Origin of the sequence: Brevibacterium linens ATCC 9172 (genome assembly GCF_900169165.1) — a bacterium.
Classification (GTDB): domain Bacteria; phylum Actinomycetota; class Actinomycetes; order Actinomycetales; family Brevibacteriaceae; genus Brevibacterium; species Brevibacterium linens.
This window is the reverse complement of sequence record NZ_FXYY01000001.1, coordinates 244,077-269,313: the sequence shown is the minus strand read 5'-3', so window position 1 is coordinate 269,313 and position 25,237 is coordinate 244,077. Positions and strand designations below refer to the sequence as shown.

Annotated in this window: 23 protein-coding genes; all 23 read right to left on the bottom strand. The window is 66.8% G+C overall.

All coding sequences use genetic code 11. From position 1 onward, the window contains the following. Positions 1 to 3: 3 nt before the first annotated feature. On the bottom strand, positions 4 to 2,058 hold the full coding sequence (locus tag BLIN9172_RS01160) for a primosomal protein N' family DNA-binding protein (protein ID WP_101553476.1): 2,055 nt from the start codon (positions 2,056 to 2,058) through the stop codon (positions 4 to 6). Positions 2,059 to 2,070: 12 nt separating this feature from the next. Next, positions 2,071 to 3,276: a methionine adenosyltransferase gene (metK, locus tag BLIN9172_RS01155; protein ID WP_101553475.1), complete on the bottom strand. Its 1,206-nt coding sequence runs from the start codon at positions 3,274 to 3,276 to the stop codon at positions 2,071 to 2,073. Next, positions 3,273 to 4,553 carry a bifunctional phosphopantothenoylcysteine decarboxylase/phosphopantothenate--cysteine ligase CoaBC gene (coaBC, locus tag BLIN9172_RS01150; RefSeq protein WP_101553474.1) on the bottom strand — a complete coding sequence of 427 codons (1,281 nt, stop codon included), beginning with the start codon at positions 4,551 to 4,553 and terminating at the stop codon, positions 3,273 to 3,275. Before coaBC ends, metK begins: the two co-directional genes overlap by 4 nt. Continuing rightward, positions 4,550 to 4,897, bottom strand: coding sequence for a DNA-directed RNA polymerase subunit omega (gene rpoZ, locus BLIN9172_RS01145; protein WP_101553473.1), 348 nt, complete (start codon positions 4,895 to 4,897; stop codon positions 4,550 to 4,552). The genes coaBC and rpoZ overlap by 4 nt, the downstream gene beginning before the upstream one ends. Further along, positions 4,898 to 5,461, bottom strand: coding sequence for a guanylate kinase (gene gmk / locus BLIN9172_RS01140; RefSeq protein WP_101553472.1), 564 nt, complete (start codon positions 5,459 to 5,461; stop codon positions 4,898 to 4,900). Positions 5,462 to 5,480: 19 nt separating this feature from the next. Beyond that, a complete protein-coding gene (gene mihF / locus BLIN9172_RS01135; protein WP_025777825.1) occupies positions 5,481 to 5,792 on the bottom strand; it encodes an integration host factor, actinobacterial type in 312 nt (103 codons plus the stop codon). 174 nt (positions 5,793 to 5,966) lie between these two features. After that, a complete protein-coding gene (pyrF, locus tag BLIN9172_RS01130; RefSeq protein WP_101553471.1) occupies positions 5,967 to 6,812 on the bottom strand; it encodes an orotidine-5'-phosphate decarboxylase in 846 nt (281 codons plus the stop codon). Continuing rightward, positions 6,812 to 10,084 (bottom strand): carbamoyl-phosphate synthase large subunit, encoded by a 3,273-nt coding sequence (carB, locus tag BLIN9172_RS01125; RefSeq protein WP_101553470.1) that lies wholly within the window; start codon positions 10,082 to 10,084, stop codon positions 6,812 to 6,814. Before carB ends, pyrF begins: the two co-directional genes overlap by 1 nt. A gap of 12 nt (positions 10,085 to 10,096) precedes the next feature. After that, positions 10,097 to 11,257, bottom strand: coding sequence for a glutamine-hydrolyzing carbamoyl-phosphate synthase small subunit (gene carA / locus BLIN9172_RS01120; protein ID WP_101553469.1), 1,161 nt, complete (start codon positions 11,255 to 11,257; stop codon positions 10,097 to 10,099). Further along, on the bottom strand, positions 11,254 to 11,748 hold the full coding sequence (locus tag BLIN9172_RS01115; protein WP_101553468.1) for a PH-like domain-containing protein: 495 nt from the start codon (positions 11,746 to 11,748) through the stop codon (positions 11,254 to 11,256). The genes carA and BLIN9172_RS01115 overlap by 4 nt, the downstream gene beginning before the upstream one ends. Next, the gene (locus tag BLIN9172_RS01110; RefSeq protein WP_101553467.1) at positions 11,733 to 13,046 is read right to left on the bottom strand and encodes a dihydroorotase; all 1,314 of its coding nucleotides are present in this window, start codon (positions 13,044 to 13,046) and stop codon (positions 11,733 to 11,735) included. Before BLIN9172_RS01110 ends, BLIN9172_RS01115 begins: the two co-directional genes overlap by 16 nt. Continuing rightward, positions 13,039 to 14,019, bottom strand: coding sequence for an aspartate carbamoyltransferase catalytic subunit (locus tag BLIN9172_RS01105; RefSeq protein ID WP_101553466.1), 981 nt, complete (start codon positions 14,017 to 14,019; stop codon positions 13,039 to 13,041). Before BLIN9172_RS01105 ends, BLIN9172_RS01110 begins: the two co-directional genes overlap by 8 nt. Next, positions 14,016 to 14,567, bottom strand: a complete 552-nt coding sequence (gene pyrR / locus BLIN9172_RS01100) for a bifunctional pyr operon transcriptional regulator/uracil phosphoribosyltransferase PyrR (protein ID WP_101553465.1) — start codon at positions 14,565 to 14,567, stop codon at positions 14,016 to 14,018. Before pyrR ends, BLIN9172_RS01105 begins: the two co-directional genes overlap by 4 nt. Before the next feature lie 108 nt (positions 14,568 to 14,675). Next, positions 14,676 to 15,086: a transcription antitermination factor NusB gene (nusB, locus tag BLIN9172_RS01095; protein ID WP_101553464.1), complete on the bottom strand. Its 411-nt coding sequence runs from the start codon at positions 15,084 to 15,086 to the stop codon at positions 14,676 to 14,678. Beyond that, positions 15,087 to 15,647 carry an elongation factor P gene (efp, locus tag BLIN9172_RS01090; protein WP_025777834.1) on the bottom strand — a complete coding sequence of 187 codons (561 nt, stop codon included), beginning with the start codon at positions 15,645 to 15,647 and terminating at the stop codon, positions 15,087 to 15,089. A 148-nt stretch (positions 15,648 to 15,795) separates the two neighbouring features. After that, positions 15,796 to 16,917, bottom strand: coding sequence for a 3-dehydroquinate synthase (aroB, locus tag BLIN9172_RS01085; protein ID WP_101553556.1), 1,122 nt, complete (start codon positions 16,915 to 16,917; stop codon positions 15,796 to 15,798). A gap of 171 nt (positions 16,918 to 17,088) precedes the next feature. Next, the gene (locus BLIN9172_RS01080) at positions 17,089 to 17,727 is read right to left on the bottom strand and encodes a shikimate kinase (RefSeq protein ID WP_101553463.1); all 639 of its coding nucleotides are present in this window, start codon (positions 17,725 to 17,727) and stop codon (positions 17,089 to 17,091) included. After that, positions 17,724 to 18,923 (bottom strand): chorismate synthase, encoded by a 1,200-nt coding sequence (gene aroC, locus BLIN9172_RS01075; protein ID WP_101553462.1) that lies wholly within the window; start codon positions 18,921 to 18,923, stop codon positions 17,724 to 17,726. The genes BLIN9172_RS01080 and aroC overlap by 4 nt, the downstream gene beginning before the upstream one ends. Positions 18,924 to 18,933: 10 nt before the next feature. Continuing rightward, positions 18,934 to 19,713, bottom strand: a complete 780-nt coding sequence (locus BLIN9172_RS01070) for a prepilin peptidase (protein ID WP_127364406.1) — start codon at positions 19,711 to 19,713, stop codon at positions 18,934 to 18,936. Positions 19,714 to 19,726: 13 nt separating this feature from the next. Continuing rightward, on the bottom strand, positions 19,727 to 20,620 hold the full coding sequence (locus BLIN9172_RS01065; protein ID WP_101553461.1) for a shikimate dehydrogenase family protein: 894 nt from the start codon (positions 20,618 to 20,620) through the stop codon (positions 19,727 to 19,729). 3 nt (positions 20,621 to 20,623) lie between these two features. After that, positions 20,624 to 21,760, bottom strand: coding sequence for an endolytic transglycosylase MltG (gene mltG / locus BLIN9172_RS01060; protein WP_101553460.1), 1,137 nt, complete (start codon positions 21,758 to 21,760; stop codon positions 20,624 to 20,626). Beyond that, complete coding sequence (gene ruvX / locus BLIN9172_RS01055; RefSeq protein ID WP_101553459.1) at positions 21,757 to 22,233, bottom strand: Holliday junction resolvase RuvX; 477 nt, start codon at positions 22,231 to 22,233, stop codon at positions 21,757 to 21,759. The genes mltG and ruvX overlap by 4 nt, the downstream gene beginning before the upstream one ends. Beyond that, entirely contained in the window at positions 22,230 to 24,884 is a 2,655-nt protein-coding gene (gene alaS, locus BLIN9172_RS01050; RefSeq protein WP_101553458.1) for an alanine--tRNA ligase, read from the bottom strand. The genes ruvX and alaS overlap by 4 nt, the downstream gene beginning before the upstream one ends. Positions 24,885 to 25,237 lie beyond the last annotated feature (353 nt).

The following is a 25,237-nucleotide window of genomic DNA, read 5'->3' as shown; positions in this document are numbered from 1 at the left end:
CAGTCACAGCGACCGGGGATCATCGATGCGCACTCGCACCTGTGGCTGCTTCTTCGCCGAGCGGGAGGCGATGATCTCGGCCACTCTCGTTCCGACCCGGTCTCCGGCGGAGAACGGGTAGGCGCTGACGCTGCGCTGCCCGTCCTCGGCGTCTTCGCGCAGGAGCTCCTCGACTTCGCCGATCTCGCCGATCACCTCGTCGATGTCCGCACCGGCTCCCGTGAGTTCGATGATCCGTCGGTAGGGCGGGAAGCCGAGGACCTTTCGGTCGCTCAGCTGCCGTGACATGAACGTCGTCGGGTCGAAGGCGGTCAGGGTCTGCCGGATGAGTTCGTCTTCGTCGCCGAGGTAGACGACTCCGCCGTCATCGCGCGAGCGCACGAGGGAGGCGCCGCGCAGTCGACGGGCCACGCTTTCGTCGATCGAGCGCATCCACGGTCCCGGCCACAGCGAGTCCAGGAGGATCGCCGCGGCGTAGCCGCCGAGCACATAGGGTTCGGCTCCCGTCGTGGCGACCACGAGTCGCGGGGTCTCGTCGAGGACAGTGGAGATGTGGTCGCCTCCGGATTCGACGATCTCGACATCCGGCAGTGCACGGGCGAGCTCTTCGACGGTGCGGGCCCGGCCGCGCACGATCGACCGCACCTGGTGCGAGCGGCAGCGCAGGCAGCTGAAGGTCTCCGAGTGATAGCCGCAGGTCCGGCAGGCGAAGGGACCGACCTCCGACTGTGTGGTCAGCGTCGCCTGGCATTGCGGGCAGCGGGCGACTTCCTGGCAGCGAGCACACGCGAAGACCGGATAGTAGCCGGACCGCGGCACCTGTACGAGCACCGGACCGGGCACTCCCCCGTCCCGGGGACGCGGACGCAGCGCCGTGCGCATGATCTGCCAGGCGCGGCTGGGAATGCGTTGCCAGGCGAAGGGGTCCCGGTCCTCGTCGGGGACGAAGACGACCGGGGCGGCATGGCGTCTGGCCGGACCGACCGGAGTGACGTCGGCCAGCCAGCCGATCTCGACGAGGCGCTGGACTTCGGCGCTGCGGTCGGTGGAGGCGAAGAGCAGTTCGGTGTCCTCGATCGTCGATCGCAGCAGGCAGACTTCCCTGGCGTGCGGATACGGGGCGTGCTGATCGAGATAGTTGAGGTTCGCGTCGTCGGTGCAGATGATGAGCCCCAGGTCCGCGACGGGAGCGAAGGCCGCCGCACGCGTGCCGATCGTGATCCGCGTGTGTCCGAGCAGTCCGCGCAGCCAGGCCTGCCATCGCAGCTCCGGTGACGTCTCGGCGCTGAGTACCGAGACCTCCGCGATCCCGGCGTGAGTGAGCGCCGAATGGAGCACGGCGAGCTCACGATGGTCGGGCACGAGCCAGAGCACGGACCTGCCCGCCTCGAGCACCGTCCGCGCAGCATCGAGTCCGGCACGGATCCAACTGAGTCCCGGAGTCGACCCGGGTGTGCATGCCACGGCCCTGCGCCGAGGCGACCCGGAGACATCGTCGTCCCTCGGCTCCTCCCCCGCCGCAAGGACCCACTCGCCGAGGCGGCCGAGCAGCTGCGGATCATCCGCCGAACCCTCGTTCGGGCCCAGTACAGGATCGTCGGTCGCCGCATCGGACTCGTTCGCAGCCGTCCCGGTCTTCTCGGCCTTGAGCACGGCCTTCTCACCACGAGCGTGGCGCGGAGGGATGGCCAGACGCAGCACATCGGCGAGCGTCCCGCCGTAGCGACGCGCGACCGCTTCGCTCAAGGCGAGCAGATCCTCACTGAGCACTCGGACGGGTCCGCTGATGCGTTGGATCGTCGCCAACGGCCCGACGTGGTCCGAGGATTCGACGCGTTCGAGCAGATAGCCGTCGCGCAGCTTCCCGGCGAACTTCACGCGCACGCGCACTCCGGGCAGGGCCGCCTCGGCGAGCTTGTCCGGGACCGCATAGTCGAAGGTACGCGCCAGGTGCGGGACGGGATGGTCGATGAGCACGCGGGCGACCGGATCGGTCGGGGCCAGCGGCACCTGGCCCTCGGCCGAGGTGCCGGTGTCGATCGGGAGGGGTTCGTCCACGCCGACGGCAGACTAGTTGGAGGACACGGCGCGCAGCAGATCCTCGGCGCGGTCCGTGACCTCCCAGGTGAAGTCGGGCAGTTCGCGTCCGAAGTGGCCGTAGGTCGAGGTCTGCGAGTAGATCGGGCGCAGCAGATCGAGTTCGGCGATGATCATCGCCGGGCGGAGGTCGAAGACCTCGCGGATGGCCCGTGAAATCGCGTTCGGATCGACTTTCTCCGTTCCGAATGTCTCGACGTACAGGCCCATCGGGTCGACTCGGCCGATCGCATAGGACACCTGCACTTCGGCCCGGTCGGCCAGACCGGCGGCGACGACGTTCTTCGCCACCCAGCGCATCGCGTAGGCCGCGGAACGGTCGACCTTCGAAGGATCCTTGCCGGAGAACGCGCCGCCTCCGTGGCGGGAGAACCCGCCGTACGTGTCGACGATGATCTTCCGCCCGGTCAGACCGGCATCGCCCATCGGACCGCCCGTAACGAAGGGACCGGCCGGGTTGATGTGGATGTTCGCACCAGAGACGTCGAGACCGGAGTCGGCGATGACCGGATCGATGACGAGTTCCCTGATCTCCGTGTGCAGCTGGGATTGGCTGGTCTGCGCCGAATGCTGGGTGGAGACGACGACGTTCTCGATCGACACGGCTTCGTCCCCGTCGTAGCCCAAGGTCAGCTGCGTCTTGCCGTCGGGGCGCAGGTAGTCGAGGCGACCGGACTTGCGCACCTCTGAGAGCTGCTCGGCCATGCGGGAGGCCAGGTGGATGGGCAGCGGCATGAGCACGTCGGTGGAGTTGTCGGCATAGCCGAACATCAGCCCCTGGTCTCCGGCACCGAGGCTGGTGCCGTGGTCGGAGGATTCGACGGCCTCGCGGAAGTCCAGCGGGTTCGTCACACCGGAGTGGATGTCCGTGGACTGGCTGCCGATCGACACGGAGACTCCGCAGGAGTGTCCGTCGAAGCCGGTGTCCGAGGAGTCGTAGCCGATTCCGGTGATGAGGCTGCGCACGATTCCGGCGACATCGGCGTAGGCGGCCGTATTCACCTCACCGGCGACGTGGACGAGTCCGGTGGTGACCATGGTCTCCACGGCCACTTTGGCGTTGGGATCCTGCCGGAGCAGGTCGTCGAGCACCGCATCGCTGATCTGGTCGCAGATCTTGTCGGGATGTCCCTCGGTGACGGACTCGGAAGAGAAGAGGCGCAGGCTTGTGTGTGTCACGTTGTCGATTCTACGTGGGTGAATTGGTCGGAGACGGCCGCAATGACCCTTTGTGAAACATGGTCCTTCGATCCGTGGAATTCCTCACCGACGACGATGGTCCCGTGGTCGGAGGAGATGATCTGGACCATGGTGTCATCGCGGCCGAAGGCACGGTCGTCGGAGACGTCGTTGAACACGAACAGGTCGACGCCCTTGCGCTCGAACTTGACTCGCGCGTAGTCGAGCGCGGTCGTGTCGGCGTCACCGGTCTCGGCGGCGAACCCGACGATGATCTGACGGCCGAGGCTGCTCTGACGCCGGCGCTCGTCGACGAGTCCGCGCAGGATGTCCGGGTTCTGCGTCAGACGCAGGGTCAGCCCCTCGTCTCCGGTCTTCTTCATCTTCGAGTCCGTGGTCTCGGCGGGTCGGTAGTCGGCGACGGCGGCGGCCATGATGATGGTATCGGCGCGGGCCTGAGCGGCATGCATCGCCTCCTGCAGCTCCAGAGTGGATTCGACCGCAGTGACCGTGATGTCAGCAGGCAGTCCCGTCAGCAGCCCGGTGTCGATGTTCGCGGCGACGAGTTCGACTGATGCACCCGCGGCATGAGCGGCCTTGGCCAGGGCGACGCCCTGTTTGCCCGAGGAGCGGTTGCCGAGGAAGCGCACGGGGTCGAGTGCTTCCCGCGTGCCGCCGGCACTGATGACGATGCGGCGACCGGACAGAGCTCCGCTGGGGTCGGTGGGCGCGTCGGTCGGGTCGCCGGCGGTGCCGTCCGTGACCGAGAGCGCGAAGTCGACGATCTCTTCGGGTTCGGGCAGGCGTCCGGGACCGGAATCGGGTCCGGTGAGTCGCCCGACTGCAGGATCGAGGACGTGGACGCCGCGGGAGCGCAGGGTCGCGATGTTGGCGACGGTGGCGGGATTGAGCCACATCTCCGTGTGCATGGCCGGAGCCACCACGACCTCGGCGGTCGTCGTGAGCACGGAGGCGGTGAGCAGATCATCGGCTCGCCCGGCGGCGATCTTCGCGATCAGGTCGGCGGTCGCCGGGGCGATGATGACGAGTTCGGCTTCCTGTCCGATGCGGACATGGTTGACGGTGTCGATCTCGTCGAAGACATCGGTGGTCACGGTCTGGCCGGACAGGGCCTCAAGAGTGGGGGCACCGATGAATTTCAGTGCGTTGGCCGTCGGGACGACCTTGACGCTGTGGTCGAGTTCCCGGAGCCGCCGGATGATGTGTGCCGCCTTGTAGGCGGCGATCCCACCGGCGACGCCGAGTACGATTCTCACTGGTCGCTGAAGTCGATCGCGCCGTCGTTGCTCACGGGAGCGGTGGCTTCGGCCTCGGGTGCGGCCTGGATGAAGTCGGCTTCGGAGACCTCGCGGGCGACGATCTTCGACTCGTTGACCTCTCGCAAAGCGATCGACAGGGGCTTCTCGTTGGTGCCGGGCGTGACGAGCGGACCGACGTTCTCGAGCAGTCCCTCCTGCAGCTGGGCGTAGTACGAGTTGATCTGACGGGCGCGCTTTGCCGCGATCGAGACCAGTTCGTACTTCGAACCGGTCACGCTCAGCAGATCGTCGATCGGAGGGTTGGTGATGCCTTCAGGCTGTGCGGGCAAGGAGATTCCCATCTAATCGGAAGTGGATATACCCATCAATGATAGGAGTTCTTCGGCCGCAGTGCGAACGTGGTCGTTGACAATGGTCACGTCGAACTCCGATTCGGCGGCCAATTCGCGTTTCGCGGTGGCCAGTCGCCGCTCCTGCTCCTCCTCGGTTTCGGTGCCGCGGCCGGTCAGTCGGGAGACGAGTTCGTCCCAGCTGGGCGGGGCGAGGAAGACGAAGCGGGCATCGGGCATCTTCTCTTTGACCTGGCGGGCTCCCTGCAGGTCGATCTCGAGCAGTGCGGGAATCCCCTGTTCGAGCTTCTCCTCCACCGGAGCCGAGGGCGTGCCGTAGCGGTGGCGTCCGTGGACGACGGCGTATTCGAGCAGCCGACCTTCGGCGATGAGGGTGTCGAAGGCATCGTCGGTGAGGAAGTGATAATGGACACCATCGATCTCACCGGGACGCCGGGGCCGGGTCGTGGCCGATACGGAGAACCAGACCTCGGGGTGGTTCTGCCGAATATAGGTGCTGATGGTGCCTTTTCCGACGGCGGTCGGACCCGCGAGGACGGTGAGTCGATTATTCACAGGTCTGAGGTTGTCACACTCAGGAATATTTCTCCAACAGGGCGGACTTCTGGTGCACGCCCAGCCCCTTGATCCGCCGGGAGGTGGCGATGCCGACCTCTTCCATGGCGGCTTCGGCTCGCCGATCGCCGACCCCGGGCAGGGCCCTGAGCAGATCGAGCACACGCATCTTCGCCAGTGCTTCGTCGTCTGCTGCCTTCTTGAGCACGGCCGCGAGATCGGTATCGCCGGTCTTGAGCGCCGACTTCACTTCGGCTCGTGCCTGACGTGCCTTGAACGCTTTGTCCAACGCAGCGGAACGCTGTTGCGGGGTCAACGGTTCGAGTGCCACTTTGTCTCCTCTGTCACCATGAACGGGCAGGTAGGGAAGTTGTCTCAGTCTAAGACACATTCCCTACCGAGAGGCGATATGAGCCGAAATTTATGCCTCGGCGAGCCGGAATCCACTCCTCCGCCGGACGCCGAATCCGGTGCCCGGACCGCCCCGCGATCCGGGCACCGGTGTTCAGTCCGCTGCCCTCAGGTCACGGTTGAGTGCGGCTGCGGCGTCGGCCAATCCGTCGGGACCGGCGCCGAGGACTGCCCGGGACGCGGTGGCGAGCACCTGACCCGACGACAGGGCCCGGTCTCCGAAGACTGCGCGCAGTTCGGCCAGACCTGCGCCCTGTGCGCCGACGCCGGGGGCGAGGATCGGTCCCCCGCAGTCGCTGGGATCGAATCCCAGGTCCGCTGCTGCGGTGCCGATGGTCGCTCCGACGACGAGCCCGAACGAACCGAGCTCGTCGGCCGACTCCAATGCCCGAGCATTGCGCTGCCGCACTCGGGACACGATCGCTGCGGCCACCGATTCGCCGTCTCGCACGGCGTGCTGGACCTCCGCCCCTTCCGGGTTCGAGGTCAGCGCAAGGACGAAGATGCCCTTGCCGTGAGCGGCCGCGAGCTCGAATGCCGGCTCCAGGGCTCCGAACCCGAGGTAGGGCGAGACCGTGATCGAGTCCGCGGCCAGCGCCGAGGCGGGGTCGAGGTAGGCCCTCGCGTAGGCACCCATGGTCGAGCCGATGTCACCGCGTTTGATGTCGAGGACGGTGAGCAGACCGGCGTCCTTGGCCGCGGCCAGGGTCTCTTCGAGAGCGGCGACTCCGGCGGAGCCGTACTGTTCGAAGAACGCGGACTGCGGTTTCACGGCTGCCACCGATCCCTTGAGCTGCCCGACCGTACGAAGGGCGAACTCGCGGACGCCTGCAGCACTGGCCGGCAGCCCCCAGGAGGCCAGCAGATGCTCGTGCGGGTCGATGCCCACGCACAGCGGCCCGTGTTGTTCCATGGCGGCTGCCAGCCGAGTGCCGAACATCAGGCGCTCCAGTCCTGCAGACTGCGCACGTCGAACTTCGAGTCGCGGATCACTTCGAGGGAGGTCACTGCGGCGGCGAATTCGGCGAGCGTGGTGATCAGGGGCACGGAGTTCGCGGTCGCCGCGGCTCGGATCTCATAGCCGTCGGCGCGTTCCTGCCGACCCGACGGCACGTTGATGACCATGTCGATGGTGCCCGCGGTGAGGTAGTCGATGACTGTGCGGTCTTCGGCATCGGCCTCGAAGTGCTTGTGCACCTGAGTGGTCTTGATCCCGTAGCGGGAGAGCACGGCCGCGGTGCCGGTGGTCGCAACGACGTCGAAGCCCATATCGACGAGTTCCTTGACCGGCAGCACCATGGCGCGTTTGTCCCGATCGGCCACCGAGACGAACACCGTGCCCGAGGTCGGCAGCTTCACGGATGCCCCGAGCAGTCCCTTCGCAAACGCGGTCGGGAAGTTGTGGTCGATGCCCATGACCTCACCGGTCGAGCGCATCTCGGGACCGAGGATCGAGTCGACGATCTTACCGTCGACGGTGGTGAACCGACGGAACGGCAGGACCGCCTCCTTGACGGCGATCGGATGGTCGAGCGGCAGGGTCGAGCCATCGCCCTCTGCGGCCAGCAGGTCACCGCGCAGATCGTCGATCGTGCGGCCCACGGCGATGAGCGCCGCGGCCTTGGCCAGCTGAGTCGACGTCGCCTTCGAGACGAACGGCACGGTGCGCGAGGCACGCGGATTGGCTTCGATGACGTGGAGGACGTCGGCGGCGATGGCGAACTGGATGTTGAGCAGTCCACGCACGCCCACACCTTCGGCGATGGCCTTCGTCCCCTGGCGGACGCGCTCGAGCACGTCCTCGCCCAGCGTCAGCGACGGCAGTACGCAGGCGGAGTCGCCGGAGTGGATTCCGGCTTCTTCGATGTGCTCCATGATTCCGCCGATGTAGACCTCGTTGCCGTCGTAGAGGGCATCGACGTCGATCTCGATGGCGTCTTCGAGGAACCGGTCGACCAGGACCGGACGATCGGTGGAGATCTCCGTGGCGCTGGCCATGTAGTCGAACAGCTGAGTGCGATCGTAGACGATCTGCATTCCGCGTCCCCCGAGGACGTAGGAGGGCCGCACGAGCACCGGGTAGCCGATGTTCTCGGCGATCGCTGCCGCTTCCGCAGAGGTCACCGCGGTGCCGTGCTTGGGAGCGGTGAGTCCGGCCCTCTCCAGCACGGTTCCGAACTCTCCGCGATCCTCGGCCAGGTCGATGGCTTCGGGCTGCGTGCCGAGCACCGGCACGCCTGCGGCCTTGAGCTTGTCGGCCAGGCCCAACGGGGTCTGCCCGCCGAGGGTGCACACGACGCCGAGGACCTCACCGGCGGCGAGTTCGGCGTGGTAGACCTCCATGACGTCTTCGAACGTCAATGGCTCGAAGTACAGACGATCAGCGGTGTCGTAGTCGGTCGACACGGTCTCCGGATTGCAGTTGACCATGATCGTCTCGTATCCGGCCGAGCCGATCGCCATGGTGGCATGCACGCACGAGTAGTCGAACTCGATGCCCTGGCCGATCCGGTTCGGTCCCGAGCCGAGGATGATCACGGCCGGGCGGTCGCGCGGCATGACCTCGGTCTCGGAGTCGTAGCTCGAGTAGTGGTAGGGAGTCTTCGCTTCGAATTCTCCGGCGCAGGTGTCGACGGTCTTGAACACCGGACGCACGCGCAGCGCGTGGCGGATGCCGGTGACGACACTCGTGTCGAGGCTGCGCAGCCCCGCGATCTGCTCGTCGGAGAAGCCGTGGTTCTTCGCGACCCGCAGGACCTGCTCGTCGAGCTCGGCGGCGTCGCGGATATGGGCGGCCACCTCGTTGATGAGCTGGATCTGATCGAGGTACCAGGGGTCGATCTCGCAGGCGTCGAAGACCTCTGCCGCGCTCAGCCCGGCGGCGAGTCCGCGCTGGACCGAGTGGATGCGGTCGGCGGTGGCGTGCGAGATGGCTTCGAGGACGGATTCGCGGACGTCGTCGGAGACGTCGGGCAGGTCGGTCCAACTGAACGAGGAGCCCTTCTGCTCGAGTGAGCGCATCGCCTTCTGCAACGCGGTGGTGAAGTTGCGCCCCAGGGCCATGACTTCGCCGACGGATTTCATCGTCGTCGTCAGGGTCGGATCCGCGGCCGGGAACTTCTCGAAGGTGAAGCGCGGGATCTTCACGACCACATAATCCAGCGTCGGTTCGAAGCTGGCCGGGGTGACCTTCGTGATGTCGTTGGGGATCTCGTCGAGCGAGTAGCCGACGGCGAGCTTCGCGGCCATCTTCGCTATCGGGAAGCCCGTGGCCTTCGACGCCAGCGCAGACGACCGGGACACGCGCGGGTTCATCTCGATGGTGATGATGCGGCCGGTCTTGGGGTCGACGGCGAACTGGATGTTGCAGCCGCCGGTGTCCACGCCGACGGCGCGGATGATGGCGATGCCGATATCGCGCATCGACTGGTATTCCCGGTCCGTCAGGGTCAGCGCCGGGGCCACGGTGATCGAGTCACCGGTGTGCACGCCGACGGGGTCGACGTTCTCGATCGAGCACACGACGACGACGTTGTCCTTGTTGTCGCGCATGAGCTCGAGCTCGTATTCCTTCCACCCGAGGATCGATTCCTCGAGCAGCACCTCGTGGGTGATGGAGTCGGACAGGCCGGCGCCGGCGATGCGGCGCAGATCGGCTTCGTCGTAGGCCATGCCCGAACCGAGGCCGCCCATGGTGAACGAGGGGCGCACGACGACCGGGTAGTTGAGCTCTTCGGCCGCTGCCAGGGCTTCGTCGAGGGTGTGGCAGATGGCGGACCGGGCCACCTCGGCGCCGCAGGCCTCAGCGATGTCCTTGAACTTCTGGCGGTCCTCACCGCGCTGGATGGCATCGACATCGGCACCGATGAGTTCGACGCCGTACTTCTCGAGCACTCCTGCGTCGTGGAGGGCGATGGCCGCGTTGAGTGCCGTCTGTCCGCCCAGGGTGGGCAGAAGCGCGTCGGGGCGCTCCTTCTCGATGATCGTCTCGATGACGTCCGGATCGATCGGTTCGACATACGTGGCATCGGCGATGTCCGGGTCGGTCATGATGGTCGCCGGATTCGAGTTGATGAGGATGACGCGCAGCCCCTCGGAGCGCAGCACGCGGCAGGCTTGGGTGCCCGAATAGTCGAATTCGCAGGCCTGGCCGATGACGATGGGGCCGGAGCCGATGACGAGGACGGAGGTGAGGTCGTGTCTCAGTGGCATTGGGTGTTCTCCTTAGGCCTGGGCAGCCGAATCGGCCTGGGAAGCGGACATGAGGTCGACGAAGCGATCGAACAGGTAGCTCGAATCGTGCGGTCCGGCCGCGGCCTCGGGGTGGAATTGGACGGAGAAGGCGGGAATGTCGAGGCAGGCGAGTCCCTCGACGACATCGTCGTTGAGGCACACATGGGACACAGTGACCCGGCCGTAGTCGGCCTTGTGCGGGGCGATGGTCTCACCCGTCAGCGGAGCGTCGACGGCGAAGCCGTGGTTCTGCGAGGTGATCTCGACCTTGCCCGTGGTCCGATCCATCACGGGCACGTTGATGCCGCGGTGGCCGAAGGGCAGCTTATAGGTGCCGAAGCCCAGGGCCCGACCGAGCAGCTGGTTGCCGAAGCAGATGCCGAAGAACGGCATGCCTGCATCGAGCACGGCGCGCAGCAGTTCGACCTGGTCGTCTGCGGTGGCAGGGTCGCCGGGGCCGTTGGAGAAGAAGACTCCGTCGACGCCGAGGGCTCGGATCTGCTCGAAGCTGATCGTCGACGGCAGCACATGGACGTCGATTCCGCGTTCGGACAGTCGCTCGGGGGTCATCGACTTGATGCCGAGGTCGACGGCGGCGACGCTGAACCTCTTCTCCCCGCGGGCGGGAACGAGGGTCGGTTCGGTGACCGAGACCTCGTCGACGAGATTGGCTCCGGCCATCTGCGGGGAGGCCTGGACACGGGCGAGGAGTTCGGACTCGGGCGCCTCGGCAGCGGGGCCGGAGAAGATGCCCACGCGCATGGCTCCCTTGTCGCGCAGATGTCGGGTCAGCGCGCGGGTGTCGACGTCGGAGATGCCGACGATCCCGGACTCGGTCAGCCAGTCGACGAGGTCGCCTTCGGACCGCCAGTTCGACGAGATCCGGGAGGCGTCGCGGACGACGTAGCCGGCCGCCCAGATCCGGGCGGATTCGTCATCGGTGCGGTTGACGCCGGTGTTGCCGATGTGCGGAGCGGCCTGGATGATGATCTGCCGGTGGTAGGACGGGTCGGTCAGCGTCTCCTGGTAGCCGGACATGGCGGTGACGAACACGGCCTCCCCGGTGGTCTCGCCGAGTTGTCCGTAGGCGGATCCGTGGAAGGTCCGGCCGTCTTCGAGGACGAGGACGGCGGGGGTGGTGGAAAAGCTCATTGTGCCTCTTCGATCATTTCTCGGATGCGGTCGACGGTGGGGGTGGTGGATGCGGCGTAGCGGGCGCGGAAGCCCGTGTCGACGAGGGTGTCGCCGAGGTGCCAGGTGATGCGGATGATGCCTCCGCGTTCGACGAATTTGCCGATCATCCCGTTCGTGGTGTCCACGGAGACGATGTCGCGGCGCGGGATGAGGAAGTCGTCGCGTCCGGCCAGGTCCATGATCACTCCCCCGTCGGTGACGACGAGTTCCCCGGTGGTGCGGATGCCCAGGCCGTGGACGGCGACGCGTTCGAGCGGATGGCCGGCTTTCGTCGTCGACACATAGGAGCCTTCGACGGGTTCGGCGACGGCTTTGATGCCCATATGGGGCTTCGGCGGGGTGACGACTTCCGCCTGGGCCTGTTTGCGTCGGCTCCATCCCCAGGCGATCGCGACGATCACGATGACGATGACTGCGGCGACGATCAGTGTGCCTACTGTTGTGTCCATGTTGCTCCTGCCGGGTGGGGTGTGGTCAGTGCCCCTGCGGCCAAGACCCGGTGGCCGTAGAAGAAGGTGTCGGTGACCTGCGTGGTCACTTCGACGCCGGCGAAGGGGTTGTTCCGTCCCTTCGTGGCGTGGTCGGCGGGTTCGATGCGGTGCGGTGCGGCCGGGTCGACGAGGACGATGTTCGCGCTCGCCCCGACTTCGAGGCTGCCGTGCCCGGAGGCTCCGGTGATCCGAGCCGGGGCCGACGACATCACACGGGCCACATCGCCGAAGTCGAAGTCGTGGTCGGCCATGGCGGCGACGACGATGGACAGCGCGGATTCCATGCCGACCATGCCCATGGCCGCGGCGGTCCATTCGCTGCACTTGTGTTCGGCGGTGTGCGGGGCGTGGTCGGTGCCGACGACGTCGATCGTGCCGTCCGCCAGGGCAGTCCGCAGCGCCTGGACGTCACGGTCGGTGCGCAGCGGCGGGTTGACCTTGTACACGGGGTCGAAGGTGCGTACGAGTTCGTCGGTGAGCATGAGATGGTGCGGTGTCACCTCGGCGGTCACGGCGATCCCTCGGGCCTTGGCCCAGCGGACGAGGTCGACGCTGCCGGCGGTGGAGACGTGGCAGATGTGCAGCCGGGATCCGACGTGTTCGGCCAGGAGCACATCACGGGCGATGATCGATTCCTCGGCGACGGCGGGCCAGCCGGGCAGTCCGAGTTCGGCCGAGACCGTTCCCTCGTTCATCTGTGCGCCCTCGGTCAGGCGCGGTTCCTGTGCGTGCTGGGCGATAATCCCGCCGAAGGTCTTGACGTATTCGAGGGCGCGGCGCATGAGCAGCGGATCGGAGACGCAGATGCCGTCATCGGAGAACATGCGCACGCGGGCACCCGAACGTGCCATGGCGCCCAATTCGGCGAGCTGACGGCCCTCGAGGCCGGTGGTCACGGCGCCGACGGGCACGACTTCGGTGAATCCGGACGAGCGGCCGAGGCGGTGGACCTGTCCGACGACTCCTGCCGTGTCGGCCACGGGCGCGGTGTTGGCCATGGCGTGGACGCAGGTGTAGCCGCCCGACGCCGCCGATCGGGACCCTGTGAGCACGGTCTCGGCGTCCTCTTTGCCGGGTTCGCGCAGGTGGGTGTGCATGTCGACGAGGCCGGGCAGAGCCACGAGGCCCGCAGCGTCGACGATCTCGTGGTCGCCTGTGCCCAGAAGCTCGGGGTCGACGATGCGTCCGTGACGGATCGCGATATCGGCGACGCCGCGGCCGAGGACGTCGGCGCCGCGGATGAGGTAATCAGTCATTGGTCTCCTCCTGACCGGTCAGCAGACGGTAGAGGACCGCCATGCGCACGCTCACTCCGTTCTCGACCTGGTCGAGAACGAGGGCGCGGGGTGAGTCCGCTGCGGCAGCGGAGATCTCGAAACCGCGGTTCATGGGACCCGGGTGCATGATGAAGGTCGAGGCCGGCAGTGTGGCCAGCCGGGCCGCGCTCAGTCCCCACAAGCGGGCGTATTCGCGTTCGTTGGGGAAGAAGGACTCGTGCATCCGCTCGTGCTGGACCCGCAGCATCATCACGGCGGCGAAGTCCACCGCGCTCAGGGCCGAATCGAAGTCGAAGTGGACGGTCACCGGCCAGTCGTCGACTCCCCACGGCAGCAGGGTGGGCGGGGCGATGAGGTGGACATCCGCGCCGAGGCGGGCGAGCAGGTGCACGTTCGACCGGGCCACACGGGAATGCAGGATATCCCCGACGATGGCGACCTTCGCTCCGTCGAGTCCCTGACCGCGCGGTCCCCCGGCCACCGGCCCCGAGGCGGGGACTCCGGCCAGTGCCCGACGCAGGGTGAACGCGTCGAGCAGCGCCTGGGTGGGATGTTCGTGGGTGCCGTCGCCGGCGTTGACGACGGGGACGTCGATCCACCCGGTGTGGGCGAGACGATGGGCCGTGCCGGCTCCGGGATGGCGGACGACGATGGCATCGGCGCCCATCGCCGAGATCGTCTGGATCGTGTCCTGGAGGCTTTCGCCCTTCGAAACGGAGGAGCCCTTGGCGGAGAAGTTGAGCACATCGGCCGAAAGCCGTTTGGCCGCGGCTTCGAAGGACAGGCGGGTGCGTGTGGAGTCCTCGAAGAAGAGGTTGACCACCGTGCGTCCGCGCAGCACGGGCAGCTTCTTGACTTCGCGTTCGGAGACCAGCGTCATCTCCTCGGCGATGTCGAGGATGCCGATGGCGTCGTCTCGGCTGAGCGTCGCGGTGTCGAGCAGATGCTTCATTCCCGGCCTCCCGAGATGCTCACGGAGTCGTCTCCGTCGATTTCGGTCAGACAGACGTTGACGCGTTCACTGCTCGAGGTCGGCAGGTTCTTGCCGACATGGTCGGCACGGATCGGCAGGTCCCGGTGGCCGCGGTCGACGAGGACGGCGAGCCGGACCTTGGCGGGCCGGCCGACATCGGCGAGGGCATCGAGGGCGGCACGGATGGTGCGTCCGGAGAAGAGCACATCGTCGACGAGGACGACGGTCTTCGCATCGATTCCCGCACTCGGGATGGTGGTGGGTTCGGGCGCCCGGTAGGAGCCGCCTCGCAGATCGTCGCGGTACATCGTGATGTCGAGGCTGCCGGAGAGTTCGGCAGCGGCCTCGGGATTCCCGGAGATCGAGGCGATCGCCTCGGCGAGTCGGTGGGCGAGCGGGACTCCGCGGCGCGGAATGCCGAGGAGCACGAGGTCGTCGCTGCCCTTGTTGGATTCGATGATCTCATGGGCGATCCGGGTGATCGCCCGCGAGATATCGGGGGCGTCCAGCACTGTTCGCTGTGTCATATTTCCCCTTCTCCGCCTCTCTGGACGGTGGTTAAAGGAGTGCTTCGATTCGATTGTAGACCCGGTGGGAAACCCACCGGCGGGCGGGTCCGAAGTGCGGACCCGCCGTCAGATGAGTGTCGGTTTGACGTCGAGGATGCGGGAGAGCAGCCCCGAGACGAAACCGGGTGAGTCATCTGTGGAGAACTGTCTGGCCAGTGACACGGCTTCGTCGATGGCCACCTTGTCGGGGACCTCGTCGTTGAACAGCATCTCCCAGGTTCCGATCTCGAGCAGAGACCGGTCGACGGCCGGCATCCGGTCCAGGGTCCAGCCTTCTGAGTAGGTGGAGATGATCTCATCGATCTCCGCGTGCTTCTCGGTGATGCCCGTGACGATCTCGACCGCGTATTCCTTCATCGGGTAGTCGGGATCGTTCGACCGCAGGGTGACGAGTTCGTCCATGGCCAGTCGACGCTGCCCGGCTTCGAAGAGCAGCTCGAGAGCCCGGCGACGGGCTCGGGTACGTGCGGATGCCACTTACTTGACGCGACCGAGGTAGTCGCCGCTGCGGGTGTCGACCTTGACCTTCACGCCCTCTTCGAGGAACAGGGGCACCTGGATCTCGTAGCCGGTCTCGAGAGTCGCCGGCTTCGATCCGCCGGTCGAACGGTCGCCCTGGAGTCCGGGTTCGGTGTGGGTGATGGTCAGCTCGACCGAGGGCGGCAGCTCCACCGACAGCGGGGTGCCTTCGTGGAAGGAGATCTGCAGATCCTGGTTCTCGAGCATGTAGTTCGCGGCGTCGCCGACGAGCTCTGCGGAGATGTTGACCTGGTCGTAGTCCTTGGCGTCCATGAACACGTAGTCGGTGCCGTCATGGTAGAGGTACTGCATATCGCGGCGGTCGACATTCGCGGTCTCGACCTTGGTGCCGGCGTTGAAGGTCTTGTCGATGATCTTGCCGGAGATGACGTTCTTCAGCTTGGTGCGGACGAAGGCCGGTCCTTTTCCGGGCTTGACGTGCTGGAATTCGAGCACCTGCCACAGCTGGTTGTCGAGGTTGAGCACAAGGCCGTTCTTCAGGTCGTTCGTTGTCGCCACTAATTCGTCCTTCTTCGGTTCAGTCCTGATCACCGAATGGTGATCGCAGTCGGCACGGCGCGCCGCCCAGCCCCGCGGTTCGGGGTCGACGAATGCGCCACTGGGCAAGTCTAGCAAGCTTCAGCGGGACGCTTCCATTTGGGCGGGGTCAGTCGAGGCCGAGTCCGATGCCGAGGGGAACCGTCGGCGAATCCTCACCGATCTCCTGGTAGGCGGTGAAGAGGATGGAGGCATCGGGGATCTCGACGGTGCTCGGTTCGCCGATGTCGCTGAGCAGCACCATCCGCAGCATCGCTCCGCGGGCCTTCTTGTCTCTCTTCATCGTCTCGAGCAGCTGCGGCCAGACGTCGGAGCGGTACCCCACGGGCAGCCCGAGCTTGCCGAGCAGTTCGCGGTGGAGGTCGACGACTTCGTAGGGCAGGCTCTTGATCATCGACGCCACCTCGGCGGCGAAGACCATGCCCACCGACACGGCGGCACCGTGGCGCCACTGGTAGCGCTCCTTGTGTTCGATCGCATGGCCGAGGGTGTGACCGTAGTTGAGTATCTCCCGACGTCCGGATTCCTTGAAGTCTCCGGAGACGACCTCGGCCTTGACCCGGATGGAGCGTTCGATGAGCTCGCGCAGCACGGGTCCGTGCACATCGGCGATCTCGTCCTTGGAATGGTTCGCCACGAGGTCGAGGATCGCGGGGTCGGCGATGAATCCGGTCTTGACCACCTCGGCGAGTCCGGTGAACAGTTCGTTCTCCGGCAGGGTCCCGAGCGTGTCGAGGTCGACGAGGACCCCGGCGGGTGCGTGGAAGGAGCCGACGAGGTTCTTGCCTTCGGCGGTGTTGATTCCGGTCTTGCCGCCGACGGAGGCATCGACCATTCCGAGGACGGTGGTGGGGATGTGGATGACCGTGATTCCGCGCAGCCAGGTGGCGGCGACGAATCCGCCGAGATCGCTCACCGCTCCCCCGCCGACGGTGACGATCGCGTCGGTGCGGGTGAAGTCGGACTGGCCGAGGACCTGCCAGCAGAATGCGGCGACCTGGACGTGCTTGGCCTCTTCGGCGTCGGGGATCTCCGCGGCCACGGCTTCGAGGCCGGCGGCGGCGAGGTCGTCGCGGACGGTCTCACCGGTCGTCCGCAGGGCGCGGGGGTGGATGACGAGGACCTTCTCGACGCGGTTGCCGAGCAGCTCGGGCAGTTCGCCGAGCAGTCCCTGGCCGACGAGGACGGGGTAGTTCCCGCCGGCGTCCACATTGATGCGTGTGAGGCTCATTCGTCCGTCTTCCTGATCGTTCATCGTCTTCTCTCAAGGCTCGGCCGCCCGGTGAGTGCTCGGAGTCGAGGCACGGCTTCCGTGGCCCGGATCCAGCCTAGCTCTCACCGGTGCCCGGCGGCGAAACGGGTGACCGATGTGGTCGCAGACGTCTCACCGCCGGGGCTGTGCTCAGCGCTGTTGACCGGAGCCGTCGTCGTCGGGATCGGCGTACTTCGCGTACTCTTCGGCTCGCTGCAGACCGGTGAGGACGTCGACGACTCGGTTGACCACCGTCGACGGCGGTGAGTTCGACGCTTGGACCCGGAAGGTCGCGACCTGTTCGTAGAGCGGTTCGCGTTCGCTGACCAGGGCCAGCCAGTTCTCCACCGGGCTTCCGGCGCCACGCAGCAGGGGCCGGTGCGGGGCGGTCAGTCGCTGTGCCACGGTGTCGACATCGATATCGATGTGCACGACTTTGATCGCCGGGTGTCGCAGCTGGGCACGGGTGCCGGGGTTGAGGATCGCTCCTCCGCCCAGGGACACGATGCCCGGACGATCGAGCAGACGACGCAGTGCTCTGCGCACGACCTCGCGTTCGATGCGTCGGAAGTGATCTTCGCCGCGTTCGACGAAGATCTCCGAGATGACCCCGTACTTGTCGACGATGTTCGCGTCCGTGTCCGTCAGCGGCAGGCCGAGCCGGTCGGCGAGCAGCCGACCGATCGTCGACTTCCCTGCCGCCGGCGGACCGGAGAGCACGATGCGCGAGAGCGCGGCGGGGACCGGTTCCAGGGGCGGGACCGGTTTGGGCAGCGGGGGGTGGTTCATCGTCCGATGCGGAAGTTCTCCGGAATGGCCGCGACATAGGCGTCCAGGTTCCGCTTCGTCTCGGCAACGGAGTCTCCGCCGAACTTCTCGACGACCGCCTCGGCGAGCACGAGGGCCACCATGGCTTCGGCGACGACGCCGGAGGCGGGCACCGCGCAGACGTCGGAGCGCTGATGATTCGCCTTCGCGGCTTCACCGGTCTCGACGTCGACCGTCGCCAGGGCGCGCGGAACTGTCGCGATCGGCTTCATTCCCGCCCGCACGCGCAGCGGTCCGCCCGTGGACATGCCGCCTTCGGTGCCGCCGGCGCGGTTGCTCGTGCGGCGGAATCCGTCGGGTCCGACGTCCAGTTCGTCATGGGCTCGCGAGCCGGGACGCTTCGTGGTGAGGAATCCGTCTCCGACCTCGACTCCCTTGATCGCCTGGATGCCCATGAGGGCGCCGGCCAGGCGGGAGTCGAGACGACGGTCCCAGTGCACATGGGAGCCCAGCCCCGGAGGCAGGTCGTAGGCGAGGACCTCGACGACTCCGCCGAGGGTGTCTCCGGCCTTCTTCGCCGCGTCGATCTCGGTGACCATCGCGGCCGAGAGGTCTGCGTCGAAGCAGCGGACCGGATCGGCGTCCAGGGCGTCGACATCGGCTGCGGTCGGCAGTGCGGGCAGGGCATCGGCTGAGTGTTCGGCACCGCCGATGGCCACGGTGTGGGAGACGAGGGTGATGCCCAGTTCGGCGAGGAAGTTCGCCGCCACGGTGCCCAGCGCCACACGCATCGCGGTCTCACGTGCCGAGGCGCGCTCCAACACGGGACGGGCCTCATCGAAGCCGTACTTCTGCATCCCGACGATATCGGCATGCCCCGGACGCGGCCGGGTCAGCGGGGCGTTGCGGGCCAGTCCTTCGAGTTCGGAGGCGTCGACGGGGTCCGGGCTCATCACGGACTCCCATTTCGGCCATTCGGTGTTGCCGACCTCGATGGCCACGGGCGAGCCCAAGGTCTGCCCGTGTCGGACACCGCCGAGGAGACGCACCTCGTCGGCTTCGAACTTCATCCGTGCACCGCGGCCATAGCCGAGTCGGCGCCGAGCCAAGCTCGCACGAATATCGTCCCTGGTGATCGGTACATGGGCGGGAAGCCCTTCAATGATCCCGGTCAGCGCTTCGCCGTGGGATTCGCCTGCAGTCAGCCATCTCAACATTCCACCGATTCTACAAAAGTATTGGGGCGAACAGGCACCCGAGCCACATGCCGGAAAGCATCGCCGGTCCGAAGGCGATGGTCACCCCGCGGACCCGACCGGCTCGGACCGCAGCGATGAGCGCCCAGATCCCGCTGATGAGCATCATGGCGGCCAGCACGAGCGCGGGCGCCCACGGATCGAAGAGACCGGGCACGGCGAAGACGATGAACGCGAGCTTGACGTCCCCGAGCCCCATCGACCGAACCCGCAGCACACGCCCCACCAGGTGCAGTGCCGTGAAGAAGACGAGGGCGAGGAGTCCGGCGAAGAATGCTGAGAACCACATCGGCAGGTCTCCGAGCACGGAGCCTGTGATGATGAGCCCCAGGGCCAGCAGCGACAGCGGGATAACGATCCGATCAGGCAGTCTGCGTAGGCTGACATCCGCGGTGGCGAGGAACGGTGTGGCGCCGGAGACGAGGCCCAGCAGCAGGGCGGAGACGATGCGGTCGGCCGAGTTCGGCTCGGCCGGGGTGAACGTCGTCCCGCTCAGCGGCGCATATGCGCTCCACCCCGTCTCCGGTGGTGCGAGCACCGTGAGGGTGAAGACGACGGCGGCGACTGCGGCGATGACGAGTCCGACCACCAGCGGTCCCGGCCCTCGAGCCCATCTGGAGGCGTGCCACCGGTGCAGGTGTGCTGAGTCGTTGAGCCAGGTCTGCGGAGTTGCCGCGAGGATGAGCCCGCCGGCCAGAGCGGTCAGCACCGTGAGCCCGACAGTCATCGCGTGCAGCACTCCGGTGTCCATCGCGATCCCCGGTTCAGTCCCGGACCCGGGCGGGTGGGCTCTCGAGTGCTGCGTACATGGCCGACGCGACCCGCGCAGTCAGGTCGTCTGCCGCCGGCAGGTTGTCCGACGTCGATGCGTCATCGGCCCTGGCCGCTGCGAGGAACATCTCGAACTGGGCGACCGCCTGTTCGACGAGCATGGCGGTTCCGGCGACGGGGCGCAGGCCGTGCGCGGCGGCCGCGGCGAGGAACGTCGAATCGGCGGCGTAGGCGACGTCGAGGGCGATGGCACCGGGGGCGAAGGCATCATCCCAGACCGGGTCGGGAGCCGCCTCGGCGGGCAGGGTGGAGATGACGATCGCCGAGGGACCGATCCGGCTCAGATCCCCCACCGAGGCGGTCAGTCCGATCCGTTCGGCCAGATCGAGGACCCGCCGGGCACGGTCCGGGTTGCGGACGCGGAAGTCCACGTGTGCGATCCCGAGGTCGCGGCAGGCCACGAGCGCCGAGGCGGCCGTGGCCCCGGCGCCGAGGATCGTCGCCCGACCGGCTCCCGCACTGTCAGCTCCGCCGTCTCTGTGCGCAGAGAGCGCCCGCACGATGCCGCGCACGTCGGTGTTCGCCACCTGCACCCGGTTGCTGCGCCGGATGAGGGTGTTGCCGGCCGCTGTCAGTGCCGCCGTTTCGTCGATGTCCCATCCGCGAACGGCGGCGAGTGTGACGAGACGGTCCTTCAACGGCATCGTCAGCGAGAACCCGATGTGCTCGGGATGGGAGTCGAGGAACCCTTCGAGCTCGTCGGCTGCGAGTTCGAATCGCGAGTATTCGCTGGACTCCATGTTCAGCGCCGCGAAGGCGGCACGGTGGAGCAGCGGGGACTTCGAATGGGCGATCGGCGAACCGAGCACTGCGGCGAGGATCCTCACCGGCTATCCGTTGTCCTTCCTGTGCTCGCGCAGCCATTTGCGGTAGATCTCGACGTTCTTCTTGTGATCCTCGTAGTTGTCGGCGAACTTCGTCTCCCCCGTGTCCGGATTCGTCGCGACGAAGAACTGCCAATCGCCGTCGGCGGGTTCGAGCGCAGCTTCGACCGCTCCCTGGCTCGGCGAGTTGATGGGCCCGGGAGGCAGGCCCTTCTTCTTGTACGTGTTGTACGGCGAGTCCGACTGGCGTTCCTCCTCCGTCGTCGTCAGGTCGGAGCGGGCGCCGTGGATATAGGCCACGGTCGCATCCGATTGGAGCAGCCCCCCGGTCTTCGATTTCTCGGAGATGCGGTTGAGGAAGGTCCTGGCCACCTTCGATCGCACCTCGGGATCTCCCGGGGATTCCTTCTCCACGAGGCTGGCCAGGGTGAGGATGCGGTTGGCGTCCTTGCCCTCGATTCCCAGTTCGTCGAGTTCGGTCTCGGTCTTGTCGACCATCTCCTGGACGATGTCCTCGGCGGTCTTCTGCTTGTTCAGGTCGTACGTCGCCGGGTACAGGTAGCCTTCGAGGCTCGGGGCCTCGATATCGAGTCCGTATTCCTTCGGGGTCTTGTCGTCGACGGCTTTGTCGACCTCATCGGCGTCCATCCCCGACTCGATCATGATCGCCTTGATCTCTTCGACCTGTTTGCCTTCGGCGACCGTGATCTTCGGCGGGGCTATGGGGTTGATGAGCGCTTCGACCGCGGCCTCCGAACTCATCTTCTCCCGCATCGTCCAGGTTCCTGCCTGGATGGTCGCCTCACGGCGTTCGATCTCGTCGAGGAAGGGTTTGGAATTCATGATCACCCCGGCTTCGACGAGCTGGTTGGCCACGGTGCGGGCGGAGGAGCCGGGAGCGATCTCGATCGAGACCTCGTTCGTGCCCTGACCCTCGTAGTCGCCCTTGGGGCCGAACAGGTCGTCGACGACTCCCCCGGCCGCGCGCACACCGAAGAATCCTCCGATGCCGAAGACGAGGATGCAGATGATCACGATCGTCGTCGTCCGCCGCCGACGCAGCATTCTGCGCCGCTTCTTCGCGCGGACTTCCGCGCGGGTCAGTCCTTCGTCGGACGAGAACTCTTCGGTGATGGGGCTCATACGTCGTACTCCTCGTCGGGCATCTCACGGCCGGCGGGAACACCGGTGTTGTGTTCGTACTCGAGGGCGTTCTGGAGGATGATCACGGCGGCCTGGGCGTCGACGATCTCGCGTCGCTGGCGTGATGACTTCCCGGCCGCGGCGAGGGCGTGGTGGGCTTCGACCGTGGTGAAGCGCTCATCGACGAGCCGGACAGGAGTGCCGGTGGCCCCGGCGACCCGACGGGCGAACTCCAACGCCGAGGCGGCTGCGGCCCGGGCGGCGCCGTCGAGGGATTTCGGGTCCCCCACCAGAAGTTCGATGGGTTCGTATTCGTCGACGATGGCACGCAGCTGACCCAGCGCCGCCGGTTCGTCGCTGCGTCGGACGACGGTCAGCGGCGTGGCCAGGATCCCGTCGGGGTCGCAGGAGGCGACGCCGATCCGCACGGAACCGATGTCGAGACCCAGCCGGCGACCTCGTCGGAAACTCACTGGATGGCTGCCTTGACCGCCGCGATGGCCGACGGGATCGCCGCGGGGTTGCTGCCGCCGCCCTGGGCGAGGTCGGGCTTGCCGCCGCCTCCGCCGCCGAGTTCACCGCAGGCCAGAGACACGAGTCTGCCGGCCTGCAGGCCGGCGGCGCGGGCCGCCTCGGTGGTGGCGATGACGACGACGGGCTTGCCGCTGCTGACGCCGATGCCGACGATCACGGCCTGACGGTCGGCGACCCGGTTGCGCAGGTCGGTGACCAGTGTGCGGATGTCTCCGGCATTGGCGATATCGCCGAGTTCGGCCTGGACGAAGAGCGTCCGGCCCACGGTCTGTGCCTCGTCGAGGAACTTGCCCGAAGAGGCGAGCAGCTGTTGGGCGTTGAGCCGGGCGATCTCCTTCTCTGCGTCCTTGAGCCGGCTCATCAGGTCGGACACGCGCGCGGTGACGTCGGTGCCGGGGACCTTGAGCATCTCCGACAGGGAGGACACGATGGTCCGCTCGGCGGCCAGGGACCGGAAGGCGTCCATGCCGACGGCGGCTTCGATGCGTCGGACTCCGGAGCCGACGGAGGCTTCGGAGAGCACGGAGATCGGGCCGACCTCGGCGGAGGCTCCGACGTGGGTGCCGCCGCAGAGTTCGCGCGAGAACGGCCCGCCGATGTCGACGACGCGCACGACGTTCGGGTACTTCTCGCCGAAGAGCGCCATGGCACCGGACTTCTTCGCATCGTCGAAGGACATGTATTCGGTGCCGACGTCGTAGTTCGAGCGCACCGCAAGGTTCGCCACCTCTTCGATCTCGGACCGCATCTGCGTGCTCGGGGCTTCGGGGAACGAGTAGTCGAAGCGCATGTAGCCGGGCTGGTTGAGCGAACCGGCCTGCACGGCATGGCTGCCGAGGATCTCGCGCAGCGCGGCGTGGACGAGGTGAGTGGCGGTGTGGGCCTGGGCACCCTGGAAGCGGTGGTCGTGGTCGACGGCGGCGAGCACCTCGTCGCCGACGCGCAGTTCTCCGTCGATGACCTCGACCCGGTGAGCCGGCAGTCCCTTGACCGGGTTCTGCACATCGCTGACCCGCGCGGTGAAGCCGTGGCCGGAGATGAGTCCGACGTCGGCGCGCTGGCCGCCGGCCTCGGCGTAGAAGGGCGTCAGGTCGAGAACGACGTCACCGCTCTGGCCTGTGGTGAGCACCTCGGCGGCGACTCCGTCGACAACGATGCCGCGCACACGGGAGTCGGCTTCGAGACGGTCGTAGCCGACGAATTCGCTGGCGCCTTCGTCGAGCAGTGCCGAATAGGCCGACAGGTCGGTGTGGCCGCCGCCCTTCTTCGCCTTGGCATCGGCCTTGGCGCGGGTGCGCTGCTCACTCATCAGTTCGCGGAACCCGGCTTCGTCGACGTTGAGTCCGGCTTCGGACGCCATTTCGAGGGTGAGGTCGATGGGGAACCCGTGGGTGTCGTGAAGGGCGAAGGCGATGTCTCCGCTGATGGTCTTGTCTCCACCGCCCAGGGACTGTGCGGCATTGGCGAACAGCTGGGTGCCGGATTCGAGGGTCCGCAGGAACGCCTTCTCCTCGGCGAAGGCGACCCGGGAGATCCGGTCGAAGTCGGTTTCGAGCTCCGGGTAGGACAGCTTCATGGCCTGCATGGACACGGGCAGCAGCTCGGGCAGGACTTCTTCCTTGACGCCGAGCAGACGCATGGCGCGCACGGCGCGGCGCAGCAGCCGGCGGAGGATGTAGCCGCGGCCCTCATTGCCGGGACGGACTCCGTCGCCGATGATGATCAGGGCCGAACGGACGTGGTCGGCGACGACGCGCAGCTGCACATCGGCGTGCTCGTCCTCGCCATAGCTGCGCCCGGCCAGGCGGCTGGCGGCCTCGATGACGGGGAAGACCTCGTCGATCTCGTACATGTTCTCCACGCCCTGGAGCAGGAAAGCGACACGTTCGAGTCCCATACCGGTGTCGATGTTCTTCGCAGGCAGGTCGCCGGCGATGTCGAAGTCGACCTTCGAACGGACCTCGGAGAGTTCGAACTCCATGAACACGAGGTTCCAGATCTCGATGTAGCGGTCCTCGTCGGCTACGGGTCCGCCGTCGACACCGTAGGCGGGGCCGCGGTCGAAGTAGATCTCGGAGCAGTAGCCGCCGGGGCCGGGCTGGCCGGTGTGCCAGAAGTTGTCTTCGTTGTCGCGCAGCTGGATGCGCTCACGGGGAACGGAGGTCTCCTCCAGCCACATGTCGATGGTCTCTGCATCGTCCTCGTGCACCGTCGCCCACAGCAGCTCCGGGTCGAAGCCGAGCCCGCCCTCGGCGACGGGGGTCGTCAGCAGTCCCCAGGCGAACTTGATGGCGTCGCGCTTGAAGTAGTCGCCGAAGGAGAAGTTGCCGTTCATCTGGAAGAAGGTGCCGTGGCGGGTCGTCTTGCCGACCTCTTCGATGTCTCCGGTGCGCACACACTTCTGCACGCTGGTGGCCCGGTTGAACGGGGCAGGCTCACGACCGGTGAGGTACGGGATGAACTGGACCATTCCCGCGATATTGAACAGGATGGACGGATCGGAGCTGATCACCGACGCCGAGGGGACCACGGTGTGCCCGTTCGCTTCGAAGTAGTCCAACCAGCGTTGTTTGATCTCTGCCGTCTTCAATCCAAGGCCTTTCGCGTATTGCCTGTGCATCGCCGGGCGGATGAGCCCGACGCGACACTTACTCGTGCGTACCCGCACTTAACAGGGACTAGTTTAATGGGTCGATCGCAATATGCGATGTGGCGCGGCGTGCCGTGAAATCCGGTCCCGGACTGCACCGCCCTCATTCCGCTTCGGCGCCTTTCGGCTGAATAGCCCATTTGAGAATGAATAGCCCATGTTTGAAACTGGGCTGCTCACCTCAAACTGGGCCGCAGCCAAATCAGCGGGCGCGGCGTGCCGTGAATACACGACTGCCCGGAACCGTGCGGTCCCGGGCAGTCGCGGCGGCGCGGTGCGCTGTGTTCAGCAGA